The 14,837-nt window shown below is 65.4% G+C and carries 19 protein-coding genes and 2 tRNA genes; 15 read left to right on the plus strand and 6 right to left on the minus strand.

Annotation, left to right across the window (positions count from 1 at the left end):
- The first annotated feature begins 94 nt into the window (after window positions 1–94).
- From ACFP3H_RS19125 to ACFP3H_RS19135, 3 genes are all read left to right on the plus strand, one after another.
- Window positions 95–165: transfer RNA gene (locus tag ACFP3H_RS19125), tRNA-Gly, on the plus strand.
- 42 nt (window positions 166–207) lie between these two features.
- Window positions 208–284: transfer RNA gene (locus ACFP3H_RS19130), tRNA-Pro, on the plus strand.
- A gap of 248 nt (window positions 285–532) precedes the next feature.
- Entirely contained in the window at window positions 533–862 is a 330-nt protein-coding gene (locus tag ACFP3H_RS19135) for a hypothetical protein (RefSeq protein ID WP_378607943.1), read from the plus strand.
- Window positions 863–1,245: 383 nt separating this feature from the next.
- Here ACFP3H_RS19135 and ACFP3H_RS19140 read toward each other — a convergent pair whose 3' ends face one another.
- From ACFP3H_RS19140 to ACFP3H_RS19155, 4 genes are all read right to left on the minus strand, one after another.
- Window positions 1,246–1,530 (minus strand): hypothetical protein, encoded by a 285-nt coding sequence (locus ACFP3H_RS19140; protein ID WP_378607945.1) that lies wholly within the window; start codon window positions 1,528–1,530, stop codon window positions 1,246–1,248.
- Window positions 1,531–2,366: 836 nt separating this feature from the next.
- Entirely contained in the window at window positions 2,367–3,029 is a 663-nt protein-coding gene (locus ACFP3H_RS19145; RefSeq protein ID WP_378607947.1) for a hypothetical protein, read from the minus strand.
- A gap of 1,460 nt (window positions 3,030–4,489) precedes the next feature.
- Window positions 4,490–4,882: a kinase gene (locus ACFP3H_RS19150; RefSeq protein WP_378607949.1), complete on the minus strand. Its 393-nt coding sequence runs from the start codon at window positions 4,880–4,882 to the stop codon at window positions 4,490–4,492.
- 134 nt (window positions 4,883–5,016) lie between these two features.
- Window positions 5,017–5,868 carry an AAA family ATPase gene (locus ACFP3H_RS19155; protein ID WP_378607951.1) on the minus strand — a complete coding sequence of 284 codons (852 nt, stop codon included), beginning with the start codon at window positions 5,866–5,868 and terminating at the stop codon, window positions 5,017–5,019.
- 209 nt (window positions 5,869–6,077) lie between these two features.
- Between ACFP3H_RS19155 and ACFP3H_RS19160 the strand changes: the two genes are divergently transcribed.
- From ACFP3H_RS19160 to ACFP3H_RS19215, 12 genes are all read left to right on the plus strand, one after another.
- Window positions 6,078–6,521, plus strand: coding sequence for a hypothetical protein (locus tag ACFP3H_RS19160; RefSeq protein ID WP_378607953.1), 444 nt, complete (start codon window positions 6,078–6,080; stop codon window positions 6,519–6,521).
- A gap of 14 nt (window positions 6,522–6,535) precedes the next feature.
- Entirely contained in the window at window positions 6,536–6,784 is a 249-nt protein-coding gene (locus ACFP3H_RS19165; protein ID WP_378607955.1) for a hypothetical protein, read from the plus strand.
- A 92-nt stretch (window positions 6,785–6,876) separates the two neighbouring features.
- Window positions 6,877–7,389: a DUF2637 domain-containing protein gene (locus ACFP3H_RS19170; protein WP_378607957.1), complete on the plus strand. Its 513-nt coding sequence runs from the start codon at window positions 6,877–6,879 to the stop codon at window positions 7,387–7,389.
- A gap of 1 nt (window position 7,390) precedes the next feature.
- A complete protein-coding gene (locus ACFP3H_RS19175; protein ID WP_378607959.1) occupies window positions 7,391–7,597 on the plus strand; it encodes a hypothetical protein in 207 nt (68 codons plus the stop codon).
- Window positions 7,597–8,901 (plus strand): FtsK/SpoIIIE domain-containing protein, encoded by a 1,305-nt coding sequence (locus ACFP3H_RS19180; RefSeq protein WP_378607961.1) that lies wholly within the window; start codon window positions 7,597–7,599, stop codon window positions 8,899–8,901. The genes ACFP3H_RS19175 and ACFP3H_RS19180 overlap by 1 nt, the downstream gene beginning before the upstream one ends.
- Window positions 8,898–9,218 (plus strand): hypothetical protein, encoded by a 321-nt coding sequence (locus tag ACFP3H_RS19185; RefSeq protein WP_378607963.1) that lies wholly within the window; start codon window positions 8,898–8,900, stop codon window positions 9,216–9,218. Before ACFP3H_RS19180 ends, ACFP3H_RS19185 begins: the two co-directional genes overlap by 4 nt.
- Window positions 9,219–9,220: 2 nt before the next feature.
- Window positions 9,221–9,409 (plus strand): hypothetical protein, encoded by a 189-nt coding sequence (locus ACFP3H_RS19190; protein WP_378607965.1) that lies wholly within the window; start codon window positions 9,221–9,223, stop codon window positions 9,407–9,409.
- Window positions 9,406–9,564, plus strand: coding sequence for a hypothetical protein (locus ACFP3H_RS19195; RefSeq protein ID WP_378607967.1), 159 nt, complete (start codon window positions 9,406–9,408; stop codon window positions 9,562–9,564). The genes ACFP3H_RS19190 and ACFP3H_RS19195 overlap by 4 nt, the downstream gene beginning before the upstream one ends.
- Window positions 9,561–10,202 (plus strand): hypothetical protein, encoded by a 642-nt coding sequence (locus tag ACFP3H_RS19200; protein WP_378607969.1) that lies wholly within the window; start codon window positions 9,561–9,563, stop codon window positions 10,200–10,202. Before ACFP3H_RS19195 ends, ACFP3H_RS19200 begins: the two co-directional genes overlap by 4 nt.
- 63 nt (window positions 10,203–10,265) lie before the next feature.
- A complete protein-coding gene (locus ACFP3H_RS19205; protein WP_378607971.1) occupies window positions 10,266–11,975 on the plus strand; it encodes a replication initiator in 1,710 nt (569 codons plus the stop codon).
- Window positions 11,976–11,988: 13 nt separating this feature from the next.
- Window positions 11,989–12,213 (plus strand): helix-turn-helix domain-containing protein, encoded by a 225-nt coding sequence (locus tag ACFP3H_RS19210; RefSeq protein ID WP_378607972.1) that lies wholly within the window; start codon window positions 11,989–11,991, stop codon window positions 12,211–12,213.
- Complete coding sequence (locus ACFP3H_RS19215; RefSeq protein WP_378608410.1) at window positions 12,213–13,331, plus strand: site-specific integrase; 1,119 nt, start codon at window positions 12,213–12,215, stop codon at window positions 13,329–13,331. The genes ACFP3H_RS19210 and ACFP3H_RS19215 overlap by 1 nt, the downstream gene beginning before the upstream one ends.
- 153 nt (window positions 13,332–13,484) lie before the next feature.
- Here the strand turns inward: ACFP3H_RS19215 and ACFP3H_RS19220 are convergent, their stop codons facing one another.
- On the minus strand, window positions 13,485–13,844 hold the full coding sequence (locus ACFP3H_RS19220; protein WP_378607974.1) for a hypothetical protein: 360 nt from the start codon (window positions 13,842–13,844) through the stop codon (window positions 13,485–13,487).
- 178 nt (window positions 13,845–14,022) lie between these two features.
- The gene (locus ACFP3H_RS19225) at window positions 14,023–14,826 is read right to left on the minus strand and encodes a metallophosphoesterase (protein WP_378607976.1); all 804 of its coding nucleotides are present in this window, start codon (window positions 14,824–14,826) and stop codon (window positions 14,023–14,025) included.
- Window positions 14,827–14,837: the final 11 nt, after the last annotated feature.

Here is a 14,837-nt window from a genome sequence, read left to right on the forward strand (position 1 = left end):
GCCAGGTGGGGGCCGGATTGGCATTTACCGCGCGAGGTTCGGTACAGTCGTGGCGCACACGACATCGTGGCGATCCCATCGATGTCGTATGCCTGCGGGTGTAGTTCAATGGTAGAACCTCAGCCTTCCAAGCTGATGGTGCGGGTTCGATTCCCGTCACCCGCTCAAACATGTATCGCCGCAACGACTTTCTCGTCGTCGCGGCTTCGGGGTGTAGCGCAGCTTGGTAGCGCATCCGCTTTGGGAGCGGAGGGTCGCAGGTTCAAATCCTGTCACCCCGACCATCAACACGATTCGTTCGCCCAGTTCAGGGCTCGATCCGCCTCTCGGCGCCGCCGGGGTGATGTGCTGTTGATCACTCCGATTGACCGGGATTGACCGCCAGTAGTTGCACGTACATCGCACGCGGATGTTGACGCCATCCGCGTCGTTGGTGTGTCCGGACCACGGTTGCCCTGTTCTGGGTTGGGGTGCACACACAGGGGCTGGCTCACCGCGTGCCCGGTACATTTTGAGCGTAGGATCCGGCGACATGGGCGGGCCCACTGACGAGTTGACGTTGACGATCATGCGATCGCTGGAGATCGATTGGCAATGGGTCAAGCATTTCGACCCCACTGATGTCACCGGCATAGCGGAAGCGCGATCGGCCGGACGGCGTGCAGGTCGAGCTATGGGTCTCAAGATCGTCACCTTTGCGTCGGACCCTGCGAAGCGCGAAGACGGAAGGGTCGTCGTGATCGTGGCGGTCAACCAGCCTGCGTCGGATCCGGAAGATGAGAAGCGGATGGAAGACCGAAGCAGGTTGATCGTGGACCAAATGCTCAAACGACCGGGCGATTCGCCGATCTCAGGGCCCTAGTCCGAGCAGGCGCTGTCCAAGTCGGGGTTTGGCCCTGTTCTGGTTTGGGGTGCACACACAGGGGCTGGCTCACCGCCTGCCCGATACGGCCTGCCGTTCACGCGCAGAGGCTCACAGGTCAAGGGTTGCTCAGCAATCAGCGAAGCTGACGCCATCGGCGCCCTTGAGGTGTGAGGGGCGCGGGATCACAATGCAGGCCAACCCAGAACAGGGCCACGCGGCCGCCGGTCGCGATACCACCACCCTCGCCGCGGATTCCGTTCAGCAATTGGCCGGGCGGGGGTTGCCAGGGCCTGGGGTCGACGGCGTTGGCGACCCGCTACCGGCTTCGTTGACGGCGGCCAGGGAGGGAGAAAGGGGCCGAAGCCCCCTTCTCGGTGTGGTCAGCAGTTCAGGTCGCACCCGTGGTAGGCGAGGCCGCATTCGTGGCAGATGTGGTTGTCGCACAGCTCGCACGCGTAGGTGATCGAGAAGTCGCAGTCGGTGGTGCAGACCGAGCACACCTCGTCGGGGGCGGTGAAGAAGGCGTAGGCGGGGTCGGTCAGGACGGCGCGGTAGACCAGGAAGGTGGTACCGGCGGACTCGCGGGGGTAGCTCTGCCAGGTGCCGCCGCCGTAGGGAGAGAGGTCGGGCAGCGGGAGCGGGGCGGGGGTGACGGTCATGGTCATCGGCCTTTCCGGGGTTGGTGGGATCTGGGCACAGCCCGGACCAGGCCGCGCCCACCCCGGCAAGGGCTCACCGCCCGAGGTGGTCACCCGGCATAGAGCTTGACTGGAGATTCAGGCCCCGAAATGACGTCGCCGCTGGTGACCACCTCGGGTGGTGACAACGCTTGGTCCTTGCCGGGGTGGGTGCGGTCTGGTACGCCTCTCGGCAGATTCCGCCGACCCCGGAAAGGTCGATGACTCGCCATCCCCGCCCCGTTCCCGCTGCTCGACCTCGGTGGTGAGATGACGGGCAGAGCTACCCCCGCGAGTTCGGTGGTGCCACCGAAGGTGACGCGTCGTCCTGGCCGACCCCGGCTACGTCTGGACCGTCGGGTGTGGGCTCGGGTTGCACCACCGACTGCGACTTCTCGATCAGCCCATGCGTGCGAGCTGTGCGACAACCACATCTGCCGCGCGGTCTCGCCCACGGGTGCGACCTGAACTGCTGACCACACCGACCCCACCGCGGATTCCGTTCAGCAATCCGGCCGGATCTGGACCACAGCCATTCGGCCGGCAAGTAGCCGCCGGCCTCTTCGTCCCGAACGTTGCTCCGGCGTATTGGGTGGTCGCACCCAGTGCCGTTGAGCTGGCAACTAATGCCTTCCCGTGCGGTGTAGTTTCGGCCTGTATCGGTGCTCCCGCTGCCTTTTCGCTGCCGTCCGCTCATGCCGATGAGCGTGCATCGCACCCAGCATCGCCGTCCAACAATCGGCGAGTCGGCATTGTTGGACACCGCGCTACTCGGCACATTCCTCGACAGCCGCCCGACCTTTGATCAGCGCAAGGTCCAGTCGCTAGTTCAGCGCGGCATGTGCAACGTTCGTCGGAACCTTCCGTGTCTTGACCCGCACAACAAGTGACGCCACGAGAATTGCCACGGGTACTAGGTACCACCCGTTTCTGGGGATGCGGATGCCGTTGATGAGGACGAACAACGACCAGATGAACCAGGCTCCGACGGTTGTCACCTGTTGCCAGTGCCGTGCACCGAGCCAGGTGCTGATCCGGTCGAATGAGGTTGCAACGAGTAATGCGATGACGAGGTAGCCGGCGCCGCCGATGATTATCGAGGCGGCCGAGGCTAGGGTCCAAAAGATCGTCGGATCGGTGGTAGCGAGAGTGATGATCGCGGCGAGATGGACTCCGTGTGAGACCGCGAATGCCAGGCCTAGGTGTCGTCTGTTGCGGTGCAGCCAGCGGGTTGGAGCGCTCGGTCGGAGTCTGAGCAGGGCCGTCGCGAGGAAGGCGCTCAGGAAAAGGGTCAAAGATGTCCGAGCCGTCGCCCGGATGACCATCCGATACCCGTCGGTGTCCCATCCGGCACTCGCCAGTATGACCAGAGCCATCGCGACGAGCCCGATGGTCAACAACCCAAACAGGCGCAGACCTTCGCACCAGCTGCCAGGTGACTGTTCAACCGCTCCCGATCCGACGATATCCCGCCCCGCCACTGCCATCGTGCACCCCCGTACTGATTAGTCGCCCATCGACGACCCCTGAGGGATATATTCGCCGACGGCGAGCGCCTGGCGGGATGAATGAGACTAAGGACATAGGTTGCTCGGTCTGTCCCGTACGGCGGTCGAGCGCTGCATCTGGCTCAGCCGAATCGCAGCGCTGTGGTTCTGGTATGTGGCTGTGCGCCAGCGGCTCTCGCGCTGGTGGACATCGCATCAATTCTGGCTACCGCCGCGCCATCGCCCCGGACGGCATCCTGAGAATGCCGCTTATCGCTCGTTCTCGCTGACCACCACTGGCCCTGTTCTGGGCTGGGTTGCACACCAAAGGGGCTGGCTCACCGCCTGCCCGATACGGCCTGCCGTTCACGCGTAGAGGCTCACAGGTCAAGGGTTGCTCAGCAATCAGCGGAGCTGACGCCATCGGCGCCCTTGAGGTGTGAGGGGCGCGGGATCACAATGCAGGCCAACCCAGTACAGGGCCACGCGGCCACGGGTCGCGATACAACCGACCTCACCGCGGCTTCTGGTCCGACTTGCGTGTTCGCCTGGCGCTCGTCGACGCGAGCATGATTGTTCAGCAGTTGTGAGAGCGGTGACATGAGCCGGTCGCCTGGGCAGAGTGCCGGCGGATTCGTGGACGACTTCGGGAGGTAGGCCGGGGACGACGCACGAAGCGCCCAGCAATGCCTCGGTTGATGCAAGAAGCAGCCAGATAGGCGAAAGGGCCGTGCTACCACGTCGCAAAGCGGTGCCGACGCGCCCAACGGGCCCGCCTGCCGTAGCGAAGCGGAGGCCGGCGGCTGCGCGGTGCCGCGTGGCGGCACCGCTGGCGGCGCGCCAGCGCCGCCCTTGACTCTATATAGCCGAATTCAGCAACCACCTCATGAAGTGAGGGGCGCTCCCCAACTCGGGGACGTGAACTGGCTGCGCCTGGTCCGTGATCACGGGTCGATGCGGCTGGTATCGGTCGGCTCGGTGGTGATGGGGCTGGGAGGTGATTGTGCGGGAGCTGCGGACATCGTCCCCGTGCTCAGTCGCGGTAGCCCGAGGAATACCTGCTCGCCGTGGACGGAGGCGGGGGCCGGAAGTATCTGGGGTGCAAACGGTTCCGGGACTCGGTGCCTCGAGTACGCTGATCGCACCTCCTTCTCAGGGGCGGTGCGGACAATGCTGGTCCGATCCGTATCGCGCCGAGAAAGGAGGTGGTGGGAATGCCAAAGCATCGCCGGAAAAAGCAAGATGCCCCGGTCGACTACGGCGTAATCCTTGGAGGGGTTGCCGTGATCGCCGGGGCAATCGTGCTGGTCCGCCGAGTGTGGGCTAAGTAGTCCCATCAGGGTAGGGCGTCGGTTGCAACGGCGTCCTACCCGCTCGACATCACTTGCGTGATGCGTCCGATGATACTGGACACACCGTTTCGCGGATAGTCCAACCGGTTGTCTTAGGTCATCGTTCGACTAGTTCTGAACTCCGTGCGAGCGGATCTCCCGTGCGGCTTCCTCGGGTGTCACGGCGCCCGTGTCGATGGTGAGGTTCGCGCTGATTGTCGGCGTCTCCACGCTGGCGGCCAACCGTTCGTCAACGTCGCCGGTCTGCCGCGCGATTATGCGGGCCTGCGCGATGTCGGCGTCGCAGTGCAGTTGCACTACAGTCCATCCGACCTGCGGTGTCGCAGCTCGAACGGCATCGATGACCTGTGGTTGACCGGCGTGAACAACGGGGATGAGGTTCGCCGCTACCAGGTCGTCCAACCCTGGGCGATCGATCGCGTACCGCGCGCCGTATCGCGAGTTGGCCCAGATGAGTAGGCCGGCCTTTTCGAGGCGGTCGAGTTCGGCGTCGTTGGTCATGCGGTATCCCGTCGTCCGACCTGGCCCCGACTTCAACCGCTCGAACAGGCGATAGCGCGAATCGATTCTCGAAAGGGCTTGCGTAACAGTGTCTTTGCCTGTTGCGGGCGCCCCGTAGAGGATGAGTCCCGAACTCACTTTCCAGAGTCCCGCCGGAATGACTCGATGAGCTGCTGGGCCTGAGTGCGTAGCGGTGAGCTGTCGGGATCGTTGTCGATAACGACGTGGTCGACCTCGGGCCGGAAGTCGAGATTGAGCCCGGCGCTGTAACGGTCCCAGTCGGCGAGCTTGGCATTGTCGCGTCCTGCACCGCGTCGACGGAGGTACATGAGCATCGTGTCGAGCGAACAACGCACCCACACGAACGTGCAGTCGGCGCGGGAGTTCTCCCCGCGGGCGATCACCCGATCCAGCCAAGCTCGGTCGGTGAACTCGCGGATGTACGGCGCGGTCGCGATCACCGAGGTGCCGACCTCGATGTTGTCGTTGATCACGCCGTCGAGCGCTTCGTACTCGCGGGGGCGGAGTCGATTGAAGTAGAGGTCGGACTCACGATCGTTGACGCTGTGGCCGAGATCCTCGAGGGCTGGCTCGATCAGCGGGCGGGCGATCGTGTCTTTGTCGAGAATCGCCCAGTTCGTCGCCCGTGCCAGCGTCCGAGCGAACTCGCTCTTTCCGGACCCCGGGAAGCCGCCGACATACACGATCCGTGGCCGAATCGGACGAAACGGCGAAGAGAGGGCCAGGGCTATCGAGGTGGGCGTGGTCACGACGCGACCGGATCGGTTCTGCGTCGCGATGTAACCCTCCTTGACGAGAAGGTCCATCGCATCGGTGATCGTGCGCTGGCTGGCCTGCCACTCCTTCGCGAGCTCGCGAGTCGAGGCAAGTCGCTGCCCGTCGCGTAGCCGCCCCGCCTCGATGTCGTTGCGGATGGCCTGTGCGATCCGTGCAGGGGCGGACGGTCTGGCGTCGCTCGCGGACACGAAAACTCCTTCGGTAGCAGTTGCTAACGCGAGGGTATCAGCTGCCACTGACGTTCTGACCTGCGAAAAGTGTCAAACCGATGGTTGCTGTGAATTGCCTCACGAAAGTAGTTGCTATCCTTCGGTAGCAGTTGCTACCGTTGTTGTACGGGGCACGCAGAGAAACCGAATCGACATCCACCGAAGCCCCCGGACGACAGGAGAAACTCATGGCTTTCAAGCGCGGCACTCGCTTCCCGGTCTCGCACGCTGAGGCGTTCCCGAAGGGCCTGATCCTGCAGGGTCAGATCGAGCCGCTGATCAAGTACAACCCGGACCGCAACGCCGTTCCGGAGCAGCGTCGCGACTACGACCCGAAGACCAATGAGGGCACTCAGCTGCTGATGTGGCGTGCCACGGTCACCGACCCGGATGAGACCAAGTCCAAGCGCGCCAGCTTCGACATGATCTTCCTGGCCGATGTGGTGCCGGTGCCCTCGACGCCGGAGGTGCTGCCGGGGATGCGTCAGATCGAGTTGGACGGTCTGGTGGCCGAGCCGAAGGTGATGGGGCAGGGCGAGTTCAAGTACCTGGGCTACCAGTTCTACGCCGGTGGCATCAAGGGCGACAACTCCGGTGTCCGCAACGTCACCGCCGAGCGCAAGGCCGCGTGAGCGCCGTGGCTTACATGTCGACCCACACCGGATATTCCGACGGCGTCACGCTCGACTACGACGCACCCAGGTACGACAACGGCGCAGCGATCGGCGCGTACGTGCGTCTCAAGGTCGCGTCGGGGCTGGGCAGCTACTCGCTGTCGCTGAGCATCGACGAGGCGCGGGTGTTGGCCGAACAGCTCCCGGTGCTGGTCATGGCTCACGACGCGGCCGAGCACATCGCCAAGGGTTGCGGCGCGGCTGAGTTCAAGGCGGCGTGAGCATGAGCACGGCGGATCAGCAGCCTCACAGCGTTCGGTGGGCTCGCTGGTCCGCCGTTCTCGTTGTCACGGTGATCGGAGTCGCCGCGTTCGTGCTGTCGTTCGCGGCTCTGCGCGACCTCGCGGTCATGGCTCACACTCCGACTCATCTGGCGTGGCTGTTCCCGGTCATCGTGGACGGCACCATCATTCAAGCCACCATCGCGGTCCTGGCTCTGGCCGACAGTCCCGAACGGGTCTTCTTCACCCGTGTGCTGATCGTCGGGGCGACGGTCTCGATCGGTGGGAACGTCGCGCACGCGATGGCTTCGGGCCACGGCCTGGGAGCGGCTGTCCTGGCGATCATCGCTCCGGCCGCTCTGCTGCTCGATACGCACGGATTGGCTGTGCTGCTGCGGGCCAGGGATGCCCCGACCGCTCAGCCGCCAACCGAAGATCAGCCGATGAAACAGGTTGTGCAAGAGGCGAATTCGGATTCAGAACCTTCGCCGAGTTCGCCGGAACCTGTACGTCCGATCACCGCGCCGCCCGTGCGGGTGGTCCAACCCTTCCAGCCCCCGCGCCCTACTCCGGTCGCGGTCCCGATCCCTACAGGGGGTAACTGAAATGTCTGACAACTCGTTCATGACGATGACCGCATCGACTCACGACAACACGCTCGACGTGAAGTTCGTGGAGTGCATCGGCATGATCGCCGTCGATGTCGGCCCACACGCCACGTTGTACTTCGACCCGGCCGATGCCGCGGTCGTGGTCGAGAAGCTGCTCGACGCGCTCGATGTCTACGCCTCGACCTTGCGGGCGGTGGCGTGATGGTCACGGTCATTGTCACGGTGTCCGCGGTCGTGGTCGCGGGCCTGATGTTGTGGTGGCGCCATCTCGACGGCGTGACCGGTCCCGGCCGTGAGGTCGATCCGTATGCCGGCATTCCGGTCGATCTGCGAACCGCGGCGATGATCGTGACCGATGCGCGGCAGCTGGCGTTGATGTGGCCGGTGTTGGGTTTGGGTTCGGAAGGTAACTGGCCCAACGTGCTCTCGGCTGAGCTGGTCGAAGCGGGAGCGGTGATCGATGTGCAGATGGTCGGCGGGCAGAAGCTCACCGACTGGACCAACGATGAGACCACTGACGCGTTGGCGCAGTACTTCGGTGTTCCGAAAGTGCTTGTCGCTCAGTCCTCGCCAGGGTTCTTGCGCATCGAGCTGCGCACGTTCGACACTCTCGCCGCCGCGGTGTCCCCGGCCGGTGTGGCCTCGACCGGGGTGGATCTGGAAGCGGTCGAGACCGGTATCCGTGAGGACGGCCGGTTGTGGTTGCTGCGCGTGCTGTATGCCCACATCCTGCTCGCCGGTGCGACCGGTTCGGGTAAGGGCTCGGTGTTGTGGTCGATCATCCGCGGTATCGGTCCCGCGATCCGGGCCGGATACGTCGATGTGTGGATGGCAGACCCGAAAGGCGGGATGGAGTTCGGGCGCGGTGAACGGCTGTGGGTGCGTTTCGAGTGGACCGCTGACGGCATCCTGTCGATGCTGACCGAAGCCGTCGAGGTCATGGGCAACCGGGCCGCCATGTTGCGCTCGGCCGGGATCCGCAAACACGTCCCCACAGTGGATGAGCCGCTGATTCTGGTGGTCATCGATGAGGCTGCCGCGTTGTCGGCGTATGCGACTCGTGAACAGCGCCAGGAGTTCGAACGCCTGCTCGGGCTGCTGCTCTCCCAAGGGCGTGCGGTCGGGGTCTCGGTGATCGCGGCGTTGCAGGACCCGTCGAAGGAGACGATGCCGTTTCGCCAGTTGTTCCCGGTCCGGATCGGGTTGCGCCTGGACGAGCCGACCCAAACCACGATGGTGCACGGGCAAGGCTCCAAGGATCGGGGTGCGTTGTGCCACGAGATCCCTGACACGACTCCGGGTGTGGGTTATGTCGGTGAGGACGGCACGAGCGAGTTCGTGCGGGTGCGCGCGTACTGGATCACCGACGAGCAGGCCGACGAGATCGTGGATGCGTACTCGCCGATCCCGATGAGCCTCCCGGCCCCGGTCGATGATTTCGACCCGGCCACCTTCGACCCGGATTTCATCCCCGGCGAAGACGACGCCCAGGGGTGGGCGGCATGAAACGCGGGATCCAGACCGAATCGCACGTGGTCGTCTACTGCGGGTCCTGCGGTGATGTCTTCCAACCGTCCTCGGGGCGACCGATCTGCTTCGCCACGACCACCGAGGCCGTCGAGTTCATCGCCGCTGATACCGAGACCGGGTGGAACTGCGACGGGCACACCGTGCGCTGCGACGACTGCGCCGCGGCTGAGCACTGCCGCGCTCATGGCCATGAGTTCGTCCTCGACGGCATCTGGGCCGAGCTGGTCACCGGTCCTTACATCTGCTCGATGTGCGGGCTTTTCGAGTCCGACATTCCCGAATTGGAGAACTGATCATGTCCGGCAACAACACCCGCATCGACAACGGTCTCGCTGATGTCATCGACTTCGCCGCCCGTGCCCGCTGCCGCTCCGAAGCCCGCGGCCTGGATCCCGTCGCGGTCGCGGTGACCATGCTCGCTGAAACCGGCACCGCCCCGTCCTGGACCGACTACAGCCCCGACGGCTGGGACGACGCCGCATGACCGACCGCGAGAAGCCGCCGAAACAGGCTGTGCCGCTGGTCAATCCGGTTGTCAAGGCTGCCGCCGAGCAAGTGCGGAAACCGCGGCCGCGGACCGAAACCGCCCAGCTCGAACTGTTCTCCCTGAACTCTGTGACCCGAAAGAAGAACCGATGACCACCACTACTCATGATCCGGCCGGGGAAATCCTCGACGCTGTCCTGACCGGCCTCGGTCGGCTCCTGCTCGCCGGGTTCGCCCTGGCGTGGTTGGCGGTCCTGTTCCCGATGATCTCGATTCCCGCCGGCCTTTCCCTCGCCGCGGGTTGGCGGTTCGGGTGGCCGGTCGGGGTCCTGGCCGCTGGTGTGTCTGTCGCGGGGATGGTGCTGTGGCGAGTCTCGAGCCCACAGACCTTCGAGCGCTGGCTCACCCTGCGGGTACGAGCACGGTGGCTGGCCTGGTTCCGCTACCGACGCCGCTGGGCTCGACTGATGAGCGGGTGTGGACTGTCCATCACCGAGGGCGAGCAGGTCTGGATCCCGCGGTTGACCGAGGTGCTGATCGGTGACGTCACCGACATCGTGCGGGCCAAGATGTTGCCCGGACACTGCCCCGACGGCTGGACCAACCGCGCCGCCCACCTCGCTCACGGGTTCGGTGCCCAGCACGCCCGCGTCCGGATGGCCGGTCCCGGACAGGTCGAAATCGTCTTCCGCCACACCGATTCGTTGGCTGATCCGGTCGTGGTCCCGTTCGACCCACCCGCCCGGCTCAAGTCGCTGCCCCTCCAGTCCCTGCCCCGCAAGGCCGCATGAACACCTCAACCAAAAACCACCCCGCCGAAGGAGGCCGCGCTATGGACACCGCCACCAACACTGATGACACCGTCCCCGGCGGCCTCCCTCGGTCCTCTCACCGCCGCACAACGCCGTGCCCTGCCCAGCCTGCGCGACATCGCCGAGTCCGCCGCCGAGAAAGAAGGCGTGTGCGCCCGGGTCGTACCGATGCGCGCTGTCGATGACCGCACCGGCACGATCAGCTACGTCGGTGCCCCGTGCAAGTCCCGCAACGAAGCCGTGTGCCCGGCGTGCGCGAAAGCCTTCCGGCACCTGCGGATGGACCAGTGCCGCGAAGGATGGTGCCTGGGCGCCGAACCCGTCGACACCCCGGTCGAACCCACCGACGCACAACGTGACCTGCTCATCGCCCGCGCCGAATTGTTCACCCAGTACCAGGACGCTCGCCGCGACGACGATCACGAACTCGCCGAGTCCATCGCCGCCCTGGTGGCCGACCTCGACGCCGAGCTACGTGACCTCGGCGTGCGTGGCCGGTTCCCGACCCTCGATGAACGACCCCGGCGCAAAGCCAAGTCCACCCGCCGCCGCCAGGACGTGCCCGACCTGCCCCGCCGCAAGGTCGAGAAGCGCACCGTCGGGCAGGTCTACAACGGCTACCAGCCCTCGACGTTTCTGACGTTGACCCTCGACGGCTACGGCGCGATCAACTACGTCTACGACCCGAAAGCCCAGAAGACGGTCTCTGACGGGTCCCCGGTCGACCCCGAGACCTACGACTACACCCGCGCTGCCCGCGACATCGTGCACTTCGCCGCCCTGTTCGATCGCTGGGTACAGAACCTGCGTCGCGCCGTCGGCTGGGACGTGCAGTACTTCGCCACTGTCGAACCGCAGAAGCGCGGGGCCCCGCACCTGCACATCGCCATCCGGGGCTCGGTCTCGAACAAACTGCTCAAGGCCGTCACCGCGGCAACCTACCGCCAAATCTGGTGGCCGCACTTCGACCGGCCCGTCTACCAGACCGGGCACATGCCGGTGTGGGACTACGAGGCCGGCCTTTTCTGCGACCCCGATACCGGTGCGGCGCTGCCGACTTGGGATGAAGCCCAGGCCGTGATGGACAGTGTCGATGACCTCGAACCGGCTCACGTTGTGCGGTTCGGCCAGCAGTCCAAGCCGATTCAGGTCCTCGGTGGCACCGACAAGGCCGAGCACCGGGTGCGGTACCTGACCAAGTACCTGACCAAGGATGTCGCGACCCTGCTCGAACCGGGCTCGCGTCGCGTCGCCGAGCACTACGACCGCCTCCACGCCGAACTGTGCGTCACTCCGTGCTCGCCACGCTGCGGTGTGTGGTTGCGCTACGGGATCGTCCCCAAGGGCGCCACGGAAAAGACCCAACCCGGCCGGTGCAAGGGCAAAGCCCACCGCCGCGACACCCTCGGCCTGCCCGGTCGGCGAGTGCTGGTGTCGAAGAAGTGGACCGGCAAGACCCTGCCCGACCACAAGGCCGAACGCACCGAGTTCGTTCGGCAACAGCTCGCGGCCGTGGGAATCGTGAAGCCGGAAACCTCGCACCTGCGCGTGTATCCGGTCCCGCCCGGCGACAAGGACGCGCCCCCTCGGGAACACCTCGTGATCGCGTTGGTAGCGGCCCGCTCGCGATGGCGAAACGAGTACAACGCGGCCCGTCTCGCCCTGGCCGACAGTCCACCCGGTGAGCAGGGAGTTTCACGTGAAACTGTTGTGCCACAACATATTTCAGTCATTCAGCAATCCGCGGCATAGGGAGGGAAGAGAAATGGAAATTCGGCTCAGCACGGAGTATCTGACCGTCGAGCAGGCCGCCGAATACCTCGGCACTGGGGTTCGGTTCATTCGTCGGCTGGTGGCCGAGCGGCGAGTGGTGTTCTACAAGGTCGGCAATCACGTGCGATTCAAGCGCTCCGACCTCGAGGCATTCGCTCAGTCCGGTCGTGTCGAGCCCGTTCAGGTGAGCTGGTCCGGCGGCAGGGTGGTGGCGTGATGGCCCGTCGACGTTTCGGCAACGTTCGCAAGCTGCCCTCGGGCAAGTTCCAGGCGTCGTTCATCGCGCCCAATGGCAAGCGCCAGAACGCGCCCAACACGTTCCGCACCAAGACGGACGCGGACCGGTGGCTGGTCAAGATCGAAAGCGATATCAGCCGGGGGACATGGCTCGATGACGGCGCAGGTCGGCAACGGTTCGAGGACTACGCAAAGGCATACCTTCGGGACAACCCCGAGGTCGGTTTGCGTTGGGAGGAAACGTGCCTGCGGAACCTGCGCTTGCATATGGTCGACCTGCACGATGTGCCTCTGGTCGCGATGACGCCGACAGTCGTTCGGGCCTGGCACAAGAAGGTGATGGCGGGAACTGGTGGCCGCACGTCGATTGCCCAGTCCTATCGCTTCCTGAGTACCGTCATGAATTGTGCCGTGCGGGAGAAGGCCGTTGCCTCGAACCCCTGCCAGATTCGAGGAGCTGGCGCGGACAGGGCGAAGGAGCGGCCGATTGCCACTCCCGCAATGATCGAGCAGCTGGTGGAGGCAATCACGCCGCGATTCCGTGCGGCTGTGCTGATGGCGGCCTGGTGTGAGATTCGGCGTGGTGAGCTGTGCGCACTGCAAACCGCTTTCGTCGACATTGATTCGGCAACCGCGTGGGTGATCCGCAACCGGGTCGAATTGCTCGAATCGGATCTCGCGTTCGACAAGGACCCGAAGACGGACGCCGGCGGTCGACCGATCGCGATCCCGCCGCACATCATTCCGTGGGTGCGCAAGCATCGCGACGAATGGGCCGGACCCGAACGGTTCTTCGTCGGCCGTGATGGTGCTCCGATGAAGGGCAACACGATCTCGCAGGCGTTCAACCGCGCCAAGAAGACGGTCGGCTTCACCGGAACGTTTCACGATCTCCGGCACACCGGGCAGTCGCTCGCTGCGGCATCAGGGGCCACGCTGGCCGACCTCAAGAAGCGCGCCGGGCACTCGTCGGACCAAGCGGCATCGCGCTACATGCACATGGTCGCCGGGCGTGATCGGGAGATCGCCATTCGTCTGAGCGAGATCGCACGAAGCGGGGACGCGGCCAAGCTGCCGCCCGGAATCGTCATGCACTGACCGGCGGAGATGTTGCACGTAGAACGCACGTGGGCACCTGAAATACCCTCTGACCTCGGGTCGATCTCCCCGCTTTGGGAGCGGAGGGTCGCAGGTTCAAATCCTGTCACCCCGACCATCACGATTCGCCCAGGTCAGAGTGGTTCGGTGGGGTCAGGCGCAGCCGAAGCGGAAGTCGGCTCGCGATTCTGTGCCCGGTGTGACGCTGACCTGGACCGGGGTGTCGGTTCGCAGACCGCAGCCGACGGGGACCGTTGCCACCCCGACGTCGTAGCAGCCCGTGGGTAGGGCGATCGTCGCTCGGCCGTCGGCGCCGCTGATCAGGGTGACGATCGGCTCGGTGGTGTCGCAGGGGGTCACCGCGATGTCGGCGTGATTGACCGGGAGGATTTCTCGGCCGGTGAACGCGTGGACCGTGAGAGTGCCCTCGGTGGGCGGGGCGGGGTCGGCGGTGGCGATGCCGGCCAATGCCAGCGGGCCGAGTACGGACAGTGCGAGCAGTGTTCGGCGCATGAAACCTCTCCTCAGCAGTGAAGTCGGGTCGTCCGCTGCGATCGTAGGCCCTGGTTCGTCGAATAAGCCGTTGTCATGCGGTGTTTCGCGACGTTCGGTTCGACGGAGGTCGGCGCGGGCCGCCCGCGACGCGCGCCGGGATCGGCGAATAGTGTTGGGGTGCTGGAGGTTTCGCAGTTCAGCGGTCGACCGGGGAGATACCGGGGCGTTCGCACCAGACCTGCTCGGCGGGGACCGAGACCGTGCTCAGCTCGGGGTAGCGCACGGCTGAGAGGGTGCCGCCGAAGACGGCGCCGGTGTCGAGGCAGAGCGTGTTGTTGACCCAGGTGAGGTCGGTGACGGGGGTGTGGCCGTAGAGGACCGTGGCGGTGCCGCGATAGTCCTGCGCCCAGTCGTAGCGCACGGGATAGCCGTGCGCGTCGATCTCGCCCGTGGGGGCGCCGTAGAGGGCGAACGAGCGGGCCCGACCCGACGTGCTGCCGTGCAGACTCTCGGGCAGACCCGCGTGCGCGACCACCAGCCGACCCCGGTCGAGCAGGTAGTGGCTGGGCAGCTCGCGCAGGAAAGTGTGTGCGGCGCCACGGAATTCGTCGTCCTCGACGGACAGTTGGTCCAGGGTCTGTTCCAGGCCGTGGGCGATGCGCACATTGCGACCGTCCAGCGCCCGCATGAGTTTGTGGTCGTGATTGCCGGTGACGCACAGGGCCGTGCGCGCGTCGACCATGCCCATCGCCAGGCGCAGGACACCGGGGGAGTCGGGGCCCCGGTCGACGAGGTCACCGACGAAGACCACGGTCCGGTTCTCGGGGTGTGTGGCACCGATCGGGCGGCCCAGTTCGTCGCGGTCGAGGGCGTAGCCGAGCTCGGTGAGCAGGGTTTCGAGTTCACCACGGCACCCGTGGACATCGCCGATCACGTCGAACGGTCCGGTCAGGTCACGGCGGTCACGGGGCAGGGTATCGGGCTGGCGTGCTTGGGTCATCGCCCCTCCAT

Source organism: Nocardia lasii (genome assembly GCF_042658545.1).
Classification (GTDB): domain Bacteria; phylum Actinomycetota; class Actinomycetes; order Mycobacteriales; family Mycobacteriaceae; genus Nocardia; species Nocardia lasii.